General features: G+C 55.3%; 13 protein-coding genes. 10 read left to right on the top strand and 3 right to left on the bottom strand.

Features of this window, described 5'->3' with window-relative positions:
- Positions 1 to 10: 10 nt before the first annotated feature.
- The 8 genes from EV102420_RS03030 (at position 11) to EV102420_RS03065 (ending at position 6,973) form a co-directional block, all read left to right on the top strand.
- Entirely contained in the window at positions 11 to 901 is an 891-nt protein-coding gene (locus tag EV102420_RS03030; RefSeq protein ID WP_042388744.1) for an oxidoreductase, read from the top strand.
- A 149-nt stretch (positions 902 to 1,050) separates the two neighbouring features.
- Positions 1,051 to 2,076 (top strand): LLM class flavin-dependent oxidoreductase, encoded by a 1,026-nt coding sequence (locus EV102420_RS03035; RefSeq protein ID WP_042388745.1) that lies wholly within the window; start codon positions 1,051 to 1,053, stop codon positions 2,074 to 2,076.
- 102 nt (positions 2,077 to 2,178) lie between these two features.
- Positions 2,179 to 2,424, top strand: a complete 246-nt coding sequence (locus EV102420_RS03040) for a DUF2543 family protein (RefSeq protein ID WP_042388746.1) — start codon at positions 2,179 to 2,181, stop codon at positions 2,422 to 2,424.
- 89 nt (positions 2,425 to 2,513) lie between these two features.
- A complete protein-coding gene (locus EV102420_RS03045) occupies positions 2,514 to 2,996 on the top strand; it encodes a cold-shock protein (protein WP_042388748.1) in 483 nt (160 codons plus the stop codon).
- Between the two features lie 188 nt (positions 2,997 to 3,184).
- Positions 3,185 to 3,925: a hypothetical protein gene (locus tag EV102420_RS03050; RefSeq protein WP_042388752.1), complete on the top strand. Its 741-nt coding sequence runs from the start codon at positions 3,185 to 3,187 to the stop codon at positions 3,923 to 3,925.
- Positions 3,922 to 5,619, top strand: coding sequence for a hypothetical protein (locus EV102420_RS03055; RefSeq protein ID WP_042388755.1), 1,698 nt, complete (start codon positions 3,922 to 3,924; stop codon positions 5,617 to 5,619). The genes EV102420_RS03050 and EV102420_RS03055 overlap by 4 nt, the downstream gene beginning before the upstream one ends.
- A gap of 19 nt (positions 5,620 to 5,638) precedes the next feature.
- Positions 5,639 to 5,926: a hypothetical protein gene (locus EV102420_RS03060; protein ID WP_042388757.1), complete on the top strand. Its 288-nt coding sequence runs from the start codon at positions 5,639 to 5,641 to the stop codon at positions 5,924 to 5,926.
- A 90-nt stretch (positions 5,927 to 6,016) separates the two neighbouring features.
- Complete coding sequence (locus tag EV102420_RS03065; protein ID WP_042388760.1) at positions 6,017 to 6,973, top strand: nickel/cobalt transporter; 957 nt, start codon at positions 6,017 to 6,019, stop codon at positions 6,971 to 6,973.
- A 67-nt stretch (positions 6,974 to 7,040) separates the two neighbouring features.
- Here EV102420_RS03065 and proP read toward each other — a convergent pair whose 3' ends face one another.
- Complete coding sequence (gene proP / locus EV102420_RS03070; RefSeq protein WP_042388762.1) at positions 7,041 to 8,543, bottom strand: glycine betaine/L-proline transporter ProP; 1,503 nt, start codon at positions 8,541 to 8,543, stop codon at positions 7,041 to 7,043.
- A gap of 675 nt (positions 8,544 to 9,218) precedes the next feature.
- Here proP and kdgT point away from each other — a divergent pair.
- Positions 9,219 to 10,220, top strand: coding sequence for a 2-keto-3-deoxygluconate transporter (gene kdgT / locus EV102420_RS03075; protein WP_042388764.1), 1,002 nt, complete (start codon positions 9,219 to 9,221; stop codon positions 10,218 to 10,220).
- A 43-nt stretch (positions 10,221 to 10,263) separates the two neighbouring features.
- Here the strand turns inward: kdgT and EV102420_RS03080 are convergent, their stop codons facing one another.
- Together EV102420_RS03080 and crfC are read right to left on the bottom strand one after the other, a co-directional pair.
- Positions 10,264 to 11,148 (bottom strand): diguanylate cyclase regulator RdcB family protein, encoded by an 885-nt coding sequence (locus EV102420_RS03080; RefSeq protein WP_042388767.1) that lies wholly within the window; start codon positions 11,146 to 11,148, stop codon positions 10,264 to 10,266.
- Positions 11,145 to 13,496 carry a clamp-binding protein CrfC gene (gene crfC, locus EV102420_RS03085; RefSeq protein ID WP_042388768.1) on the bottom strand — a complete coding sequence of 784 codons (2,352 nt, stop codon included), beginning with the start codon at positions 13,494 to 13,496 and terminating at the stop codon, positions 11,145 to 11,147. The genes EV102420_RS03080 and crfC overlap by 4 nt, the downstream gene beginning before the upstream one ends.
- Before the next feature lie 610 nt (positions 13,497 to 14,106).
- On the opposite strand from crfC, the gene EV102420_RS03090 reads away from it, so the two are divergent.
- On the top strand, positions 14,107 to 14,442 hold the full coding sequence (locus EV102420_RS03090) for a zinc ribbon domain-containing protein YjdM (RefSeq protein WP_042388771.1): 336 nt from the start codon (positions 14,107 to 14,109) through the stop codon (positions 14,440 to 14,442).
- Positions 14,443 to 14,478: the final 36 nt, after the last annotated feature.

Consider the following 14,478-nt stretch of genomic DNA (forward strand, 5'->3'; position numbering starts at 1 on the left):
AGAACACGAGATGTCTGAGCATCCAAGAATTGCGCTTATCGGCCCAGGTGCAATCGGTACGACTATCGCTGCCGCGCTGCATGAAGTTGGCCGCACGCCACTGCTTTGCGGACGCACCGCCCACCCGCAGTTAACGCTGCGCCACGAGGAGGGTGAAATCGTGGTGCCCGGTCCGGTACTGAGCGATCCGGCGGCAGTTTCTCATCCGTTCGATATCGTCTTTGTGGCGGTGAAAGTGACGCAGGTTGCTGAATCTGCGGGCTGGTTAGCGAGGCTGTGCGATGAAAACAGTATCGTGTGCGCCCTGCAAAACGGCGTTGAGCAGAAAACCCAGCTGGCCCCGTTGGTTAACGGAGCAGAGGTGCTGCCGTCGATAGTCTGGTTTCCCGCGCAGCGAGAGCCAGACGCCTCTGTCTGGTTACGCGCCACGCCGCGACTCACCCTGCCGGATTTACCTCAGGCAAAAGCGATAGCGGATGCGCTCAGCGGCACACGCTGTGCGGTGGAGCTATCGTCTGATTTTATCTCTCTCGCCTGGCGCAAGCTGCTGCAAAACGCGGTCGCAGGCCTGATGGTGCTCGCCAATCGCCGCGCGGGGATGTTCTCACGCCCGGATATCACCGCCCTGGCGCTAGCCTATCTGCAAGAGGGACTCACCGTTGCGCGTGCGGAAGGTGCGACACTGAGCGACAGCGTACCCCAGGAGATCGTCGACGGTTTCCACCGTGCCCCGGCGGATCTGGGTACCTCGATTCTTGCCGACCGCCAGGCTAACCGCCCGCTGGAGTGGGATATTCGCAACGGCGTGATACAACGCTATGGCCATTCACACGGTATTCCCACGCCGATCGGCGACGTGCTGGTTCCCCTGCTAGCAGCAGGAAGCGAGGGACCGGGTTGATGCCGCTACTCTTCCCTGTGTTCCATCAATTTATTTGACCAATTACGTTAAACAAATGGCATTTATTCTCACTATGTAACGCGTAGAGTAGGCATATCAAAAGCAGGCTCCGGCCTGCCGCCTATTTCTCTGAAGTCAGGATAAACGCCATGAAGAAGATCGGATTTTTGTCATTTGGTCACTGGACGCCGTCGCCGCAGTCTGGAACCCGTTCGGCCGCTGACGCGCTGCTGCAATCCATCGATCTGGCCGTTGCCGCCGAAGAGCTGGGCGCGGATGGGGCCTATTTCAGGGTGCACCACTTTGCCCGCCAGCTGGCCTCACCCTTCCCGCTGCTGGCAGCCGTAGGGGCGCGGACCAAGCGGATTGAAATCGGTACCGGCGTGATCGACATGCGCTATGAGAATCCACTCTATATGGCAGAGGATGCCGGTGCAGCGGATTTGATCTCCGGTGGCCGTTTGCAGTTGGGTATCAGCCGTGGCTCCCCGGAGCAGGTGATCGATGGCTGGCGCTACTTTGGTTACGCGCCCTCAGAAGGGGAAAACGAGTCGGATATGGCGCGCCGCCATACCGAGGTGCTGCTGGACGTGCTGCGCGGTGAAGGCTTTGCCAAACCCAATCCGCAGCCGATGTTCCCGAACCCGCCAGGCCTGCTGCGCCTTGAGCCGCATTCCGAGGGTCTGCGAGATCGTATCTGGTGGGGCGCTGGCTCGAATGCCACCGCAGTATGGGCTGCCAAGCTGGGGATGAACCTGCAAAGCTCGACGTTGAAGGATGATGAGACGGGCGAGCCGTTCCACATTCAGCAGGCAAAACAGATCCGCGCCTATCGCGAAGCCTGGGCGGAAGCGGGCCATAACCGTACGCCACGCGTCTCGGTCAGCCGCAGCATTTTTGCTCTGATGGACGAGCGCGACCGGATGTACTTCGGTTCAAGCCGTAACGAAAGCGACAGCATCGGTTTCCTCGATGAGAAAACGCGGGCCATCTTCGGACGCAGCTACGCCGCAGAGCCTGACAAGCTGATCGAGCAGCTGAAGCAGGATGAAGCGATTGCCGAAGCGGATACCCTGCTGCTGACCGTGCCGAACCAGCTGGGCGTGGATTATAACGCTCACGTTATCGAATCCATCCTAAAACACGTGGCTCCGGCGATGGGCTGGCGCGACTAAGACCGCAACCCGGCAGGACAAAACGCCTCGCGTGCTTTACGGCATGCGAGGCGTTATAGTTTATAGAGCAAATGATGCAGGCATACACTCTGGAGACGGCCTATGAGTAGTGAAACACCCCTGAAATATTATGACATTGCGGATGAGTATGCGACGGAAGCCGCCAAACCCGTAGACGAGGCCGAACGTGACGCCCTGGCGCGCTATTTCGAGCTGCTGATCACCCGTTTAATGAACAACGAAGAGATCAGCGAAGAGGCGCAGCGCGAGATGGCCCTTGAGTCGAGCATTGATGCAGAACGTATCGATGAGATCGCAGAGTTCCTCAATCGATGGGGCAATGAGTAGCGTCTGTTCAAAGACGTAGTCTGCGCAGGCATTGTGCTTTACACTGCGCGCTGCAAAAATTGAGTAGATAAACGATTAATCAGGCGGTAATGGCGATGAACGGAACAATCACAACGTGGTTTAAAGATAAAGGTTTTGGATTTATCAAAGATGAGAACGGGGATAACCGTTATTTTCATGTGATTAAGGTCGCCAACCCTGAGCTGATCAAAAAAGATGCGGCGGTGACGTTTGAGCCCACCACCAATAACAAGGGCCTGTCAGCGTACGCGGTGAAGGTTGCCCCGGAAAGCAAGTATATCTATATCGCGGGCGAGCGCATTAAGCTCACCTCGATCAAGTCTTACGTGGTTTACAGTGAAGAAGTGCCTGCTGATGCCGGTATCGATAAAGAGAATCCGGTGCTGTCGGTGGGTATCCTGATGAACAGCATCCGACCGAAATCAGATATCAAGCCGGGCGAAATGCGCTCGCTGAAAAAGCTGGCGATCACCACCTTCCAGGGCACTACGCTTATCTTCTCGGCAGATGAGATAGATATTGATGCCACGGTAAAAATGCTTAAGGTCTGACGTTACGCAAAAGTAACGCTGCGCCCCCACCTCCCATCTCCATATATGGTAGTTTGCCTTTCATCCTGACGAAGGCAAACTACCAAAAATATAATCCTATCAAGGCCAACCCTTCTGCACGTTATCCATGGTGACATTGATAACTTATTCGCATTGATAAAAACCACGCACACAAATGGAACTGAGACATGATCGTGTCACCCCTCAACGTCATCCTGAGAACGCTACTGGTTCTCTCATTTGCCCTCGCGCTAAATGGCTGCTCTGTCCGTTACGATAAGAGCGGTAAGATGCTTTTTAACCCCGATTTGGCGAGCGTGCTGGGCAATGAAGTAGGCCAATTTACGCTGGCCGATGGCTCAAAAGGTGCGCTTCGGGAGCTGAATGGCCGCTATAGCCTGAAGTGGAGCAATCTGATGATTGAGCGTCCGCTGGAGGGCGTGAGTTGGGTGAGGATCATCAACCAGTACCAGGTTGAAGGGCATACGCTGCTGCTGCTAAAGGTGGCCACGCCCGCCTGCCCGGCGCAGTACCGTCTGGTAGACCTCCAGAATACACGTTCCCAGGAGTGGGCCTTTACGGGCATATGCGACATCGGGCCGGACGTGACGGCCAGCGCAGATAAGCTGCAGCTGAATTTTAAGGTCGATAATCGGATTGAGCAGTTCAACTGGCAGCATGGTGAGGTCTACCATCGTCGGCTCGCGGTTCAGCAACAAAAAACCGTTCAAAATAGCACTACGAATAAAACAACATCGTCCCGCAAGGCCAAATCTCAACCTGCGGTTAAACCGACGAAACGCACCCAGGTAAAAGCCGCAGAGCCGTTGCCGCCGAAGGTTGCCCAGCCAGAGCTGGACAACTCCTTGCCTACTGAAATCTACCAGCCAACAAAAACCCGCCAGACCAGCCTGGGTATTAAGTCATGACGGAGCAGGTTGTAGGAAATAGCGAGGTGCGGGACGGGATCAAGCGCTCCCCCCTCCCCGCCTGGCAAAACTGGCTGGTGATGGGCATCACCCTCACCTACCTCATCTGTGAACTGGCGTTCAATTCCCGCCTGCTGGATCTGGTAGGCACTATTTCAACGGCAGAAGAAGTTCACAACATGGAGCGGTACGGCAGAACCTTAACCGCCATTGCCGCAGCGCTTCTGGTGTTACAGTTTGCCCTTGTGGGCATCGCCAGGCTGAAGAGGAAAAACGTCTCTCTGTCGACAAGGGCCAGCGTAAGTGGGGTGCTTTGCCTGTGTCTGCTGACCGGCGCAGTAACGTGGCATGCGGTAGAGTGGTTTATTGAACGTCAGGTGTCAAACAGTACGGGGGCGTTTCGGCAGATGTCGCTTCTGGCGCAGCTCTACCAGCAATCGCTGATTGATGGGCACCAGACGCTAGAGGGCATTCCGCTCGATAGTCACGGCGGTCAGGCGCAAACATGGAGCAGCCCGTCAGGAAAGGCATTTCTGGCGATGCTGCCGATCCTGCTCAGCTCCGTTGATCGTTATCATGAGCTGCTGAAAAGCGGTGCGGAACAAAATTTGCGTGACAGCATCAGCGCCAGAGAGGGTGGCGTTCTTGGCTTCTATAAAGCCTGGATCCAGGCGCGGGAAGCCGTCCATAAACAGTACGTAGCCTATTACAACGACGAGATGGATATCAGCGAAACCGCTCGTCGGGAGCAGGAGAAAGCCTGGCAGCGGTATGAACGCTCGCTGCGCGCTAAGGGACTGAGAACCTGGAATGTCCCCCGGCGCTATTATGCCAGCGTCCGCAGCAATGTCCGCGCCCAGGGCGTCCCGGTAGCCAATAACTGGTCGCCATCCGATCGGGCTGGTTTTGATGCGGCGGTGGCGAAAACCGTCAGACAGCAGTATCTCGCCCAGCGTACCGTGGTATTCAACGGGGTGACGATCCCTAAACGCCTCGACTGGGGCGTCTTTTTCCGTCAGGAAGTGGTGCAAAAATCACTCCGCGAAAAATTATTGCTCCCGGCAGGCACGCCGGTGCGTGAAGCGTATCCACTCAACGACGGATTGAAGCTTTTTGCCCTTGAGCTACACGCAGCCCATCTTAACGAGGCGGTGAAAGAGCAGTTACCGACCCTGCGCGCGTCGTTACAGAGTTACAGTATGGGTGGAAAGAATGAAAAGCAGGGAGAAGATGCCGCACTCGCGGTGATTGTGCCGCCTGTTGCACTGATCTTCTCTCTTATTGGTGCGCTGACCCATCTGGCAAAACTGCTCTATTTAATTCTCGTTCCCCTGACCGCCGCCCTGTTAAGTAGAAAATCGTCGCGTGCCGTGCGCGTGCTTAATCATCATCCGCTGGTTTTCCCTGTGGCGCTGATCTCAGGGCTGCTGGTGATGTTCAGCTGCATGAATAACAGCATTACCGTTTCACCGGCCTATCAGGATTTAAAAAACGCGTTGCAGGGGGCGAATATTACCATCACCGATGAACCCCTGTTTCTGCGCGGCGAGTCGTTATTACGTATCGTTCACGCCGTCAGTATTGGACAGAGCTACAGCTATCCGATGAATCAGTATCTGCGGGAGACCGCGCTGGGCGGATTCGATTTCGGCTATAGCACACACGAAAACGCTATTCCCTCTGGGAATAAATAATTAACGAAGCGAGGCACAAATGAAAAAAAGCGTATTAGTTGCTGTTTTACTCGGTATGAGCGCATCGGTTTACGCCGGAGAAGCGCATGTTTGTGGTTCGCGTCAGGTGAATGCGCTGGCAAGCGATCAGGGGAATATCGATGACAGCACCGTGTTCACCTGCGGCGGGGGCGTAAAAGGAACCATTCCAGAACTGGCGAAACAGGGATGGAAAATTGTGCAGATCACCGACCAAATCGGTACGCTTTCGCAAACGGATCCCACGAAAACCACGACCTATTCACGCCTGATTATTCAGAAAGACTAAGCGGGTGAATTAACGCGTCGGGTAGCCTTCCTGCCGAAAATCCCGCACCATGCACTATAATTCGGCAACTCTTCACGTGACTGGCAGCCCATGACGACGCAACTGCTTACCCGACACTGGCGTATTCCCGGCGCGGTGATGCTTCTGCTCATCGCGCTCTTTACCCTCTTCACCCTCCACAGCCACTGGGGCGCCTTCCTGCAGTGGTGTCTGAGCACGCAAATCATGCTCCACCGCTACCTGGTGATGTACCTGCTGCAGCTCAATAACCATCAGTACAGCGGCGGCCTGTGGTTGCTGACCGGCGCATTTCTCTACGGCGTACTGCACGCCATTGGCCCAGGCCATGGCAAATTTATCGTAGCCACCTATCTCAGCACTAACCAGGAGAGCCAGCTGGCCACCCGGGTAGTGCCGTTTCTTGGCAGCCTGATGCAGGGTGTAAGTGCGATCCTGTTCGTGTTTATTCTGGCGGTTGGCTTTAACCTCGCGGCAGGCGACCTGAGCGAAAGTCGCTGGTACGTTGAGAAGATCAGCGCCCTGATGATTGGCGGCTTTGGTGCCTACGTGATGTACCGGGCGCTAAAGAGCCTCAGACCACGCAGGTTACGTATCGCCTCCCTGACGCCGCTCGGGCAGCAGCACGCCCCGGACTGCGGCTGCGGTCATCATGGGGTAGGCGTGGCGACGCAGGGCGACTGGAAGACGCGGCTGGGGGTGATTCTGGCCATCGGTGCGCGCCCGTGCAGCGGGGCGATTATGATCCTGCTCTTCTCTAACGCGCTGGGGATTGTCAGTTGGGGGATCGCTGCGGTTATGACGATGTCCTTCGGTACGGCGCTGTCGATTATGGGTCTCTCGCTGGCGGTGCGCTATGCCCGCGGGCGTACGGCGGCGCTGTTTGGCGGCGAGGCGCAGCGTCTGGCGTGGGTTGTGCCTGCGCTGAAGGTTGCGGGCGGCGTGGCGCTCATTCTATTTGCCACCGTGCTGTTTTTAACCGTGATCCCGGTGAGCGCCAACGGGGACTATATCGCGGCGGGTTGTTGAAGGTAGATTATTGATATCAGGCAATAAAAAAGCGGGCCGAGGCCCGCTTTTTACTGAGTGGTGAAACTTACTCGTTAATCTTCGGATGCTGATCGACCAGGCGCGAACGCTTCTTCTGCAGCTCCGCGATCTCCTCGTCGATATCCTCAATCTTCTGCTCAATGTTGTCGTGATGCTCCTGCAGGATCTCACGTGCTTCCTGCATATCCGATGCCGCAGGCGTCGCGCCGCGCAGCGGACGGTTGGCCGTCTCCTTCATCGTGATACCGGTGATCAGACCAATCACTGCCACCACCATCAGGTAGTAGGCGGGCATCATCAGATTCTCGGTGCTCTCTACCAGCCAAGCCGCCAGCGTTGGCGTCAGGCCCGCAATCAGAATCGAGATGTTGAAGGCGCTGGCCAGGGCGCTAAAGCGCAGGTGCGTCGGGAACATCGCCGGCAGCGTGGAGGCCATGACGCCGGTAAAGCAGTTCAGGATCACCGCCAGCATCAGCAGACCGGCAAAAATCAGGCCGATCACGTCGCTGTTAATCATCATGAAGGCCGGGATCGCCAGGAAGAACAGCGCGGTGCTGCCCAGAATGACGAACGGACGGCGGCCGAAACGGTCGCTTAACAGGCCCATTACCGGCTGGACGAACAGCATCCCGATCATGATGGCGATGATAATCAGCACGCCGTGATCTTCCGAGTAGTGCAGGTTATGCGACAGGTAGCTCGGCATATAGGTCAGGAGCATGTAGTAGGTCACGTTGGTGGAGATCACCAGGCCGATACAGGCTAGCAGGCTGCGCCAGTGCTTGGTTGCAATCTCTTTAAACGACACCTTGGGACCATGCTGCAGCCCTTCGCGATCGCCCTGCTCCAGCTTATCTACATGCTGCTGGAACGCAGGCGTCTCCTCCAGGGCATGACGCAGATAGAGGCCAATCAGCCCCAGCGGCAGCGCCAGGAAGAACGGAATACGCCAGCCCCAGTCGAGGAAGTTCTCTTCACCGACAACGGTAGAGAGTATTACCACCACGCCTGCGCCGAGGACGAACCCGGCAATGGAGCCGAAGTCCAGCCAGCTACCCATAAATCCGCGCTTACGGTCCGGGGAATATTCGGCAACGAATATCGACGCACCGGTGTACTCCCCGCCTACGGAGAAGCCCTGGGCCATCTTACAGACCAGCAGCAGGATCGGTGCCCAGATACCAATACTTTCATAGGAAGGTATCAACCCGATACAGAAGGTACTGATCGACATAATCACAATCGTGATGGCAAGTATCTTCTGGCGGCCGTATTTATCGCCCAGCATACCGAAGAAGAGTCCGCCGAGCGGTCGGATCAGGAAGGGAACCGAGAACGTACCCAGAGCAGCAATCATCTGTACGCTAGGGTTAGCATCCGGGAAGAAAACCTTACCGAGCGCGTAAGCCACAAAGCCATACACACCAAAATCAAACCACTCCATCGCATTACCGAGCGATGCAGCGGTAATAGCCTTACGCAGCTTACCGTCATCAATAATAGTGACGTCACCTAACGTAATAGGCTTAACTTTTTTCCTTTTAAGCATCTTTATCCTCTTTTGACTTGCGCCCTTAATCGCCTGGCCAGGAAGGCATACGCCTCTATGGTGATGCTAAACGTTCAGGATGCGGTGGCATCCCTCTTCAAGAGTAGCAGGTTTAGATATTCAGTTTGGTTAAAGCCTGTACAACTAAACCTGTTTACGCCTGATTGGGCAGTTAACGAGCTATTAACATTAACAGGGTTTAAATTTGTGATCAACTTCACATAAAGTGTGCGGTTACTCTATTTCCGTCGCGTTTGTAAATCGGAGTGGGGTTAACAGGAAAGCGGCCGAAATAAATATAAAATAATGTCACGTAACCCTTTTTCATTAATAATCCAGCTAATTATTTCATCGCTAGCGATTATAAAAGTGTAATTTTTACAAGGTATTTACACTGTTTTTCCCTTCTCAACGCGTTAGAAATCTTTACGTTAATTCTGTGACGAAGATAACTAAAACGCTGTTTTATTTTCATTGAATCAATATTCCAAAGATCGCATCATAATCGCAGTTCTAACGAGCTCGGGCTATCGGGACTGGCCACGCCAGCCACGTTTCCCCCGGTTCGACTTGCATGATGAGATCGAAGGCCTCAACGCCAGGATGCCTTAACTAATTGAAATTAAAACTATTATTTTCTCGCTCGTGCAGCGTGATGAGAAGTGAGGGTTCATAATGAAAATCAAGGCCACAATTGAACGTATCCCCGGTGGGATGATGCTGGTTCCGCTGCTGCTTGGCGCGATTTTAAATACCTTAGCGCCCGATACCGGTGCCTATTTCGGTTCATTCACCAAGGGTATGATTTCCGGTACGGTACCGATTCTGGCCGTCTGGTTCTTCTGCATTGGCGCATCCATTGATTTACGCGCTACCGGTACGGTCTTACGTAAATCCGGCACCCTGGTGCTGACCAAAATAGCCGTCGCATGGCTGGTGGCGATGATTGCCGCCAGCTTTATTCCGGAACAGGGCATCCAGACAGGCTTCTTTGCCGGGATTTCCGTGCTGGCGATTGTCTCCGCGATGGATATGACTAACGGCGGCCTCTACGCCAGCCTGATGAACCAGTACGGCACCAAAGAGGAGTCTGGCGCGTTCGTTCTGATGTCGCTGGAGTCCGGCCCGCTGATGACCATGGTGATCCTCGGCTCTGCTGGCCTGGCCTCCTTTGAGCCACACCACTTTGTCGGTGCGGTACTGCCGTTCCTGATCGGCTTCGCGCTGGGTAACCTTGACCACGACCTGCGAGCGTTCTTCAGCAAGGCCACGCCGGTGCTGATCCCGTTCTTCGGTTTCGCACTGGGTAACACCATCAACCTGAAAGTCATTATGGACACCGGCCTGCTGGGTATCGTCCTTGGCGTGGCGGTCATCGTCATCACCGGTATCCCACTGATTTTGGCTGATAAGTTCATTGGCGGCGGTAACGGTACGGCGGGGGTTGCGGCCTCATCAGCAGCAGGCGCGGCGGTAGCCAACCCAGTTATCATTGCTCAGATTAACCCGGCGTTCGAACCGGTAGCGGCGTCAGCGACGGCGCTGGTCGCAGCCAGCGTGATTGTGACGGCGATTCTGGTACCGATTATTACGGCACTCTATGCAAGACGCTTTGGTGAGCCGCAGGATGCGGTAAGTAGAGAGAAGCCAGTAGAAGCCGATTCGTTACACCACTAAGACTGTTATTTGTACTCCAACCCCTCCTGCCAGCCGGGAGGGGTTACACGCCCTCCCCAAAGATCTCATCCACCATTGCCGTTGCCAGCCGCGTTGCCGAACAGAGCCTCGGCATGCCTAGCGCCACGTTTTGCCAGCTTTGAGTGATGGTCCAGCATATCGGATGGCGATCCGCATCGCACCAGTCCCCCAGCCAGCCCAGCATATCTTTGTAATCCATCAGGCCCGGCGTTGTGGGGGTGGTTAACCACTGATGATAGAAGTGACGCGTGGCGGGCGAGGCGTTAATGCCCTGGGCCAGAAAATCGGCGGCCATGGCCCGGAGATTATCCTTCAGCAGCGAGGAGGCCTCCGGACTGGTCAGACGGCAGGCGTCGCCGAACGCGCCCCAGCGGAGCTCCTCAAGCGCGATATAGCAGCGCCCGGCCATAGACCAGCCGTTGTACTTACCGGCGCGCCAGCGGGTAAAGATCTGCTCGCTATGCGCGCCCGCCTGCACCATTAGGCCGCGCTGGGTTAAGGCTTTCTCTTTCCAGGCCGCGCGCTGACTGAAATGCTTATACAGCTCGCTAATCTGCTCAGGCAAGGCGGTAGAGGAGGCAGGACGACGCTCGATGCTGTTCAGAAGCGCAGCCAGACGCTGGGTAATACGCGCGAGCGCAAGCTGACCGGGATCGAACATGCTTGCCAGCTTCTCGGCCAGGCCGAGGCGCAGGGCATCGCTCTCATTAAAGACGCCCGCCATCGCCCACGGGCGCAGCTGCGTCTGGTTCATGATCTCCTGCGTCAGGCGATCGCGTAACAGCTGCTGCTGCGGTACGATCTGCGCCTGGCGGGGAGCATCAATGCCCAGCACCAGATCGACGATAAACTTGGGATGGATACACTCCAGCGTGCTCCCGGGTCCGTTCAGTAGTCGATTTTTCATGGTTGGTCTGCCGCGAATAGAGTTTGAATATCATCGCGTAACAGGCGGGCATCCTCGTGGATCCATTTTGCCGTCGTCATACACTGCTTCAGGTGCTGACGAAGCGCGATGACCGATGACGCGTTCTGCTGGCGGATGGCCAGACTGTCACGCAGGCTCTCCTGAAGTCCGGAAAGGCTTAACGAAAATTCGGCAAAGAAGGTGGCCATTCCTGCCGTCACTGAAACATCGACCTGGGCTGCTAAAGCTTTACGAATTTGTGCACAAAAATGCGCAACATGGGCGGTCAAATTCTTATGCAACAGTGAAACATCGATAACATAACGCGTGCGCGTGACGACGCAGTCACTCCAGCCCCAGCCAGGATTATTGAGCCAGCGGGACATCGACTCCCTCACGCCACCGACGCGGGACCGCCCCATCGGCAGATCCTCTGAGGCAATGGCGTCGACAAACAGCTGGCGCGTATTAAAGTTCAGGGTGCTGGCCTGGAAGGCAGGCAGGCTAATACGCGCCCGGAACCCGGTGTGGCTGAGCTCTTCTTTAATACGCGTTTCGATAGGGCGCATGGCATCATGCAGGGAGCGCGTGAGGGTATTCTCCAGCTGGTCGAAACGCAGCGCCAGCTCGCGACCAATCTTCTCCTGCGCCGCCAGCAGTATCACTTCGCAGGCGGAGCGGATCTTGCTCAGCACGATCTGCGCCTGTCCTTCATCCTCCAGCACCAGCTTGCCTGGGCCAAACTCCTCGTCCTGCTGCAGGTTGGCAAAGCTGAGATTGGCCATCTCCGTCAGCGAGCCATCTTTAAAATAGCTATCGATCGCGCTGACAATATCCGCCTGCTGGCTATTAATGAAAATATCCGCTGCGCTCAGCGCCTCGTCAACCTCATGGTTAACCTCATCAGTGACCCGCGCCTGGCAGCTTTTTAGCAGGCTCATATCCTCTTCGAGGCGGGCGATGTTTTGCTCAAGTTTCTCAAACGCCACCGTCAGGCTCTGATAGCGAAAATCCAGATATTCGTTAGCGCCGTGGGCGTAGTTTAAAAGCTTATGCGATGCCGAACGCAGGGCGTAGAGCGAGGCGTTGGCATGGGCGGCGTGAAGCAGCTTACGGATCGGCTGCTCAAACAGCGAATCCTCCCACAGCAGCTCCGCCGCATGATGAATGTGGGCGATGTCATCGAGATCCGCCAGCCGCCAGCGACGGCCCAGCGCCTCTTCGGCAAAATCCTGTACCCATGGCTGCTCGTTGGGATCCGGCAGCTTGCCGCGCAGGTTCAGCTCGTGGCGGGCGCGGTTCGCCAGATAACCCCACATGGAGGAGACCGGAAAGATCTGCTCAGGGTTGATATTGCCCTTCATCAGCGTCCCGGCGATCAGCGCCCGGACCTGCTCCTCATCATCGCTGTTGCGATCCTTTTGATCGAACTTGTTTACCAGCGCGTAGAGCGGTACGGACTTGCCTACCGCTGCGATCGCCTGGCGCACCTCTTCATCCGAAATAGATTTGAGCTGGGTGTAGTCGAGCACCGCCAGCACCGCCGAGGCGCGCGCCAGCTGCTCGTTCAACATCTGCTGCAGGTGCGGCTGCCCGGCCTCGTTTGGTCCAGGGGTATCCAGCAGCGTCAGCTGGCCCATGGTGTTCTCCAGCCCCGCGAGGTGCACAAACTCAACCTCAATGACGGGAATATGCTCAATGGCGGTATAGGCAGAGAAGGGAAAATCGACCTCCAGCGCTTTTGACAGACGCACCAGATCGTTCAGGCTCTTCAGGCAGTGGAAAATAGGCTGTGCGCCAAGATAGTGTTTATCAAAGGCGTCGCCCTGCTGGATACGATCCAACAGGGTCGTCATATCCTTGTCGATCTCCAGCTTCTGCGCCAGCCGCTCGCGGTCAACGGTAAACAGTCGGGTCTGGAGCTGCTGCGTCAGGGCGTCGATGGGCCCAACGTGGGAAAAGTGCAGCACCGGCTCTTTCTGTCCCGGCGTATGGCGAATAAGGGTGGGCAGAGCCGTCATCGGTCGGTTACGGTTGGGCAGCACCTCGGTACCGACAATGGCGTTAATCGTCGTCGATTTTCCCGCCTTCATCGTGCCGACAATGGCTAGCACCATCTCTAGCCGGGTAATTTTCCGCAGCTCATTATCGAGAGTGGCGTACTGGGCCTCCACGCCCCGAGTACTAAAATGCAACGGCAGCACGTTGGCGGTGTCTCTGTCCCCCGCAGACAATGCGCTATCCAGCGTCGCCATAGGGATGGCCTGCACCGACTGGAGATTATGCAGTGAAAGCTGCAACAGCCTCTCGGCTTCCTGGCTTAATTCGAAAATTGTCTGTGTGTGCATGATGAAAGTCTTTCCTTAACGCAAATTTTTCTTACTTTTATTTAGCCGTGCTATTTATTTAGTAAAGTTTCGGCTTTTATAATTACGTGTGGAAAATATCTAAAAAAGATAATCGCCTGAAGACGCTCAGGAAAATAAATAGTTTTTGTCTCAACTCATCGACAGATCTTTCGTTCCGGACCAAGAAGCCAGAGCGATTAGAGAGCGTAGCGCATTTTTATGTGCAAACAGGATATATCTTCATATATTTACCCACCTAATTTGAGGGTAAGAAACCACCTTCGGCAGAAGAGTGAGCGGGTGCCAGATGCCGTCGCGAATAGCGCTTAATGCTTCATCTCACCATATATGAATTGATGAAAAGTGGCAATTTCCGCCGAAAAATATTCTAAATATCATACATAAACCTATTCCCCCTGCGTCATACCGCTAGCATCGCTCACGGCTGTGCCAGGTTGTGTCAAGACCAGACATTTTTCTCTGCTTTTACATAAAAATAATAGCACCGACAACTGTAAGGTATTAGTGTATAATCGCCCTCTTTCTCGGCCTGTTGCCGAGCGTTTTGCGGGCCCTGCGTCCGCGTTGCCAGCCTTGCGAGGAGCGTACCATGTCACTTCCCCACTGCCCTAAATGCCAATCCGAGTATACCTATGAAGATAACGGCCTGCTTATCTGCCCGGAGTGCGCTTATGAATGGACGGAAAGCGAAGCCGCAACCGATACCGATCAATTAATCGTCAAAGATGCGAACGGCAATCTGCTGGCAGATGGCGACAGCGTGACGGTAATTAAGGATCTCAAGGTCAAAGGCAGCTCCTCAATGCTGAAGATCGGCACCAAGGTTAAAAATATTCGCCTCGTTGAGGGCGATCATAATATCGATTGCAAAATCGACGGCTTTGGTCCGATGAAGCTTAAATCAGAATTCGTTAAAAAGAATTAATCTTCGGCGACCCATTTTCAGACAGCGCTGGCGCTA

Source organism: Pseudescherichia vulneris NBRC 102420, assembly GCF_000759795.1.
GTDB lineage: Bacteria > Pseudomonadota > Gammaproteobacteria > Enterobacterales > Enterobacteriaceae > Pseudescherichia > Pseudescherichia vulneris.

Coding starts and splice junctions, on each gene's coding strand:
- EV102420_RS03030 (WP_042388744.1), top strand. CDS start 11: ATGTCTGAGCATCCAAGAATTGCGCTTATCGGCCCAGGTGCAATCGGT.
- EV102420_RS03035 (WP_042388745.1), top strand. CDS start 1,051: ATGAAGAAGATCGGATTTTTGTCATTTGGTCACTGGACGCCGTCGCCG.
- EV102420_RS03040 (WP_042388746.1), top strand. CDS start 2,179: ATGAGTAGTGAAACACCCCTGAAATATTATGACATTGCGGATGAGTAT.
- EV102420_RS03045 (WP_042388748.1), top strand. CDS start 2,514: ATGGCGATGAACGGAACAATCACAACGTGGTTTAAAGATAAAGGTTTT.
- EV102420_RS03050 (WP_042388752.1), top strand. CDS start 3,185: ATGATCGTGTCACCCCTCAACGTCATCCTGAGAACGCTACTGGTTCTC.
- EV102420_RS03055 (WP_042388755.1), top strand. CDS start 3,922: ATGACGGAGCAGGTTGTAGGAAATAGCGAGGTGCGGGACGGGATCAAG.
- EV102420_RS03060 (WP_042388757.1), top strand. CDS start 5,639: ATGAAAAAAAGCGTATTAGTTGCTGTTTTACTCGGTATGAGCGCATCG.
- EV102420_RS03065 (WP_042388760.1), top strand. CDS start 6,017: ATGACGACGCAACTGCTTACCCGACACTGGCGTATTCCCGGCGCGGTG.
- proP (WP_042388762.1), bottom strand. CDS start 8,543: ATGCTTAAAAGGAAAAAAGTTAAGCCTATTACGTTAGGTGACGTCACT.
- kdgT (WP_042388764.1), top strand. CDS start 9,219: ATGAAAATCAAGGCCACAATTGAACGTATCCCCGGTGGGATGATGCTG.
- EV102420_RS03080 (WP_042388767.1), bottom strand. CDS start 11,148: ATGAAAAATCGACTACTGAACGGACCCGGGAGCACGCTGGAGTGTATC.
- crfC (WP_042388768.1), bottom strand. CDS start 13,496: ATGCACACACAGACAATTTTCGAATTAAGCCAGGAAGCCGAGAGGCTG.
- EV102420_RS03090 (WP_042388771.1), top strand. CDS start 14,107: ATGTCACTTCCCCACTGCCCTAAATGCCAATCCGAGTATACCTATGAA.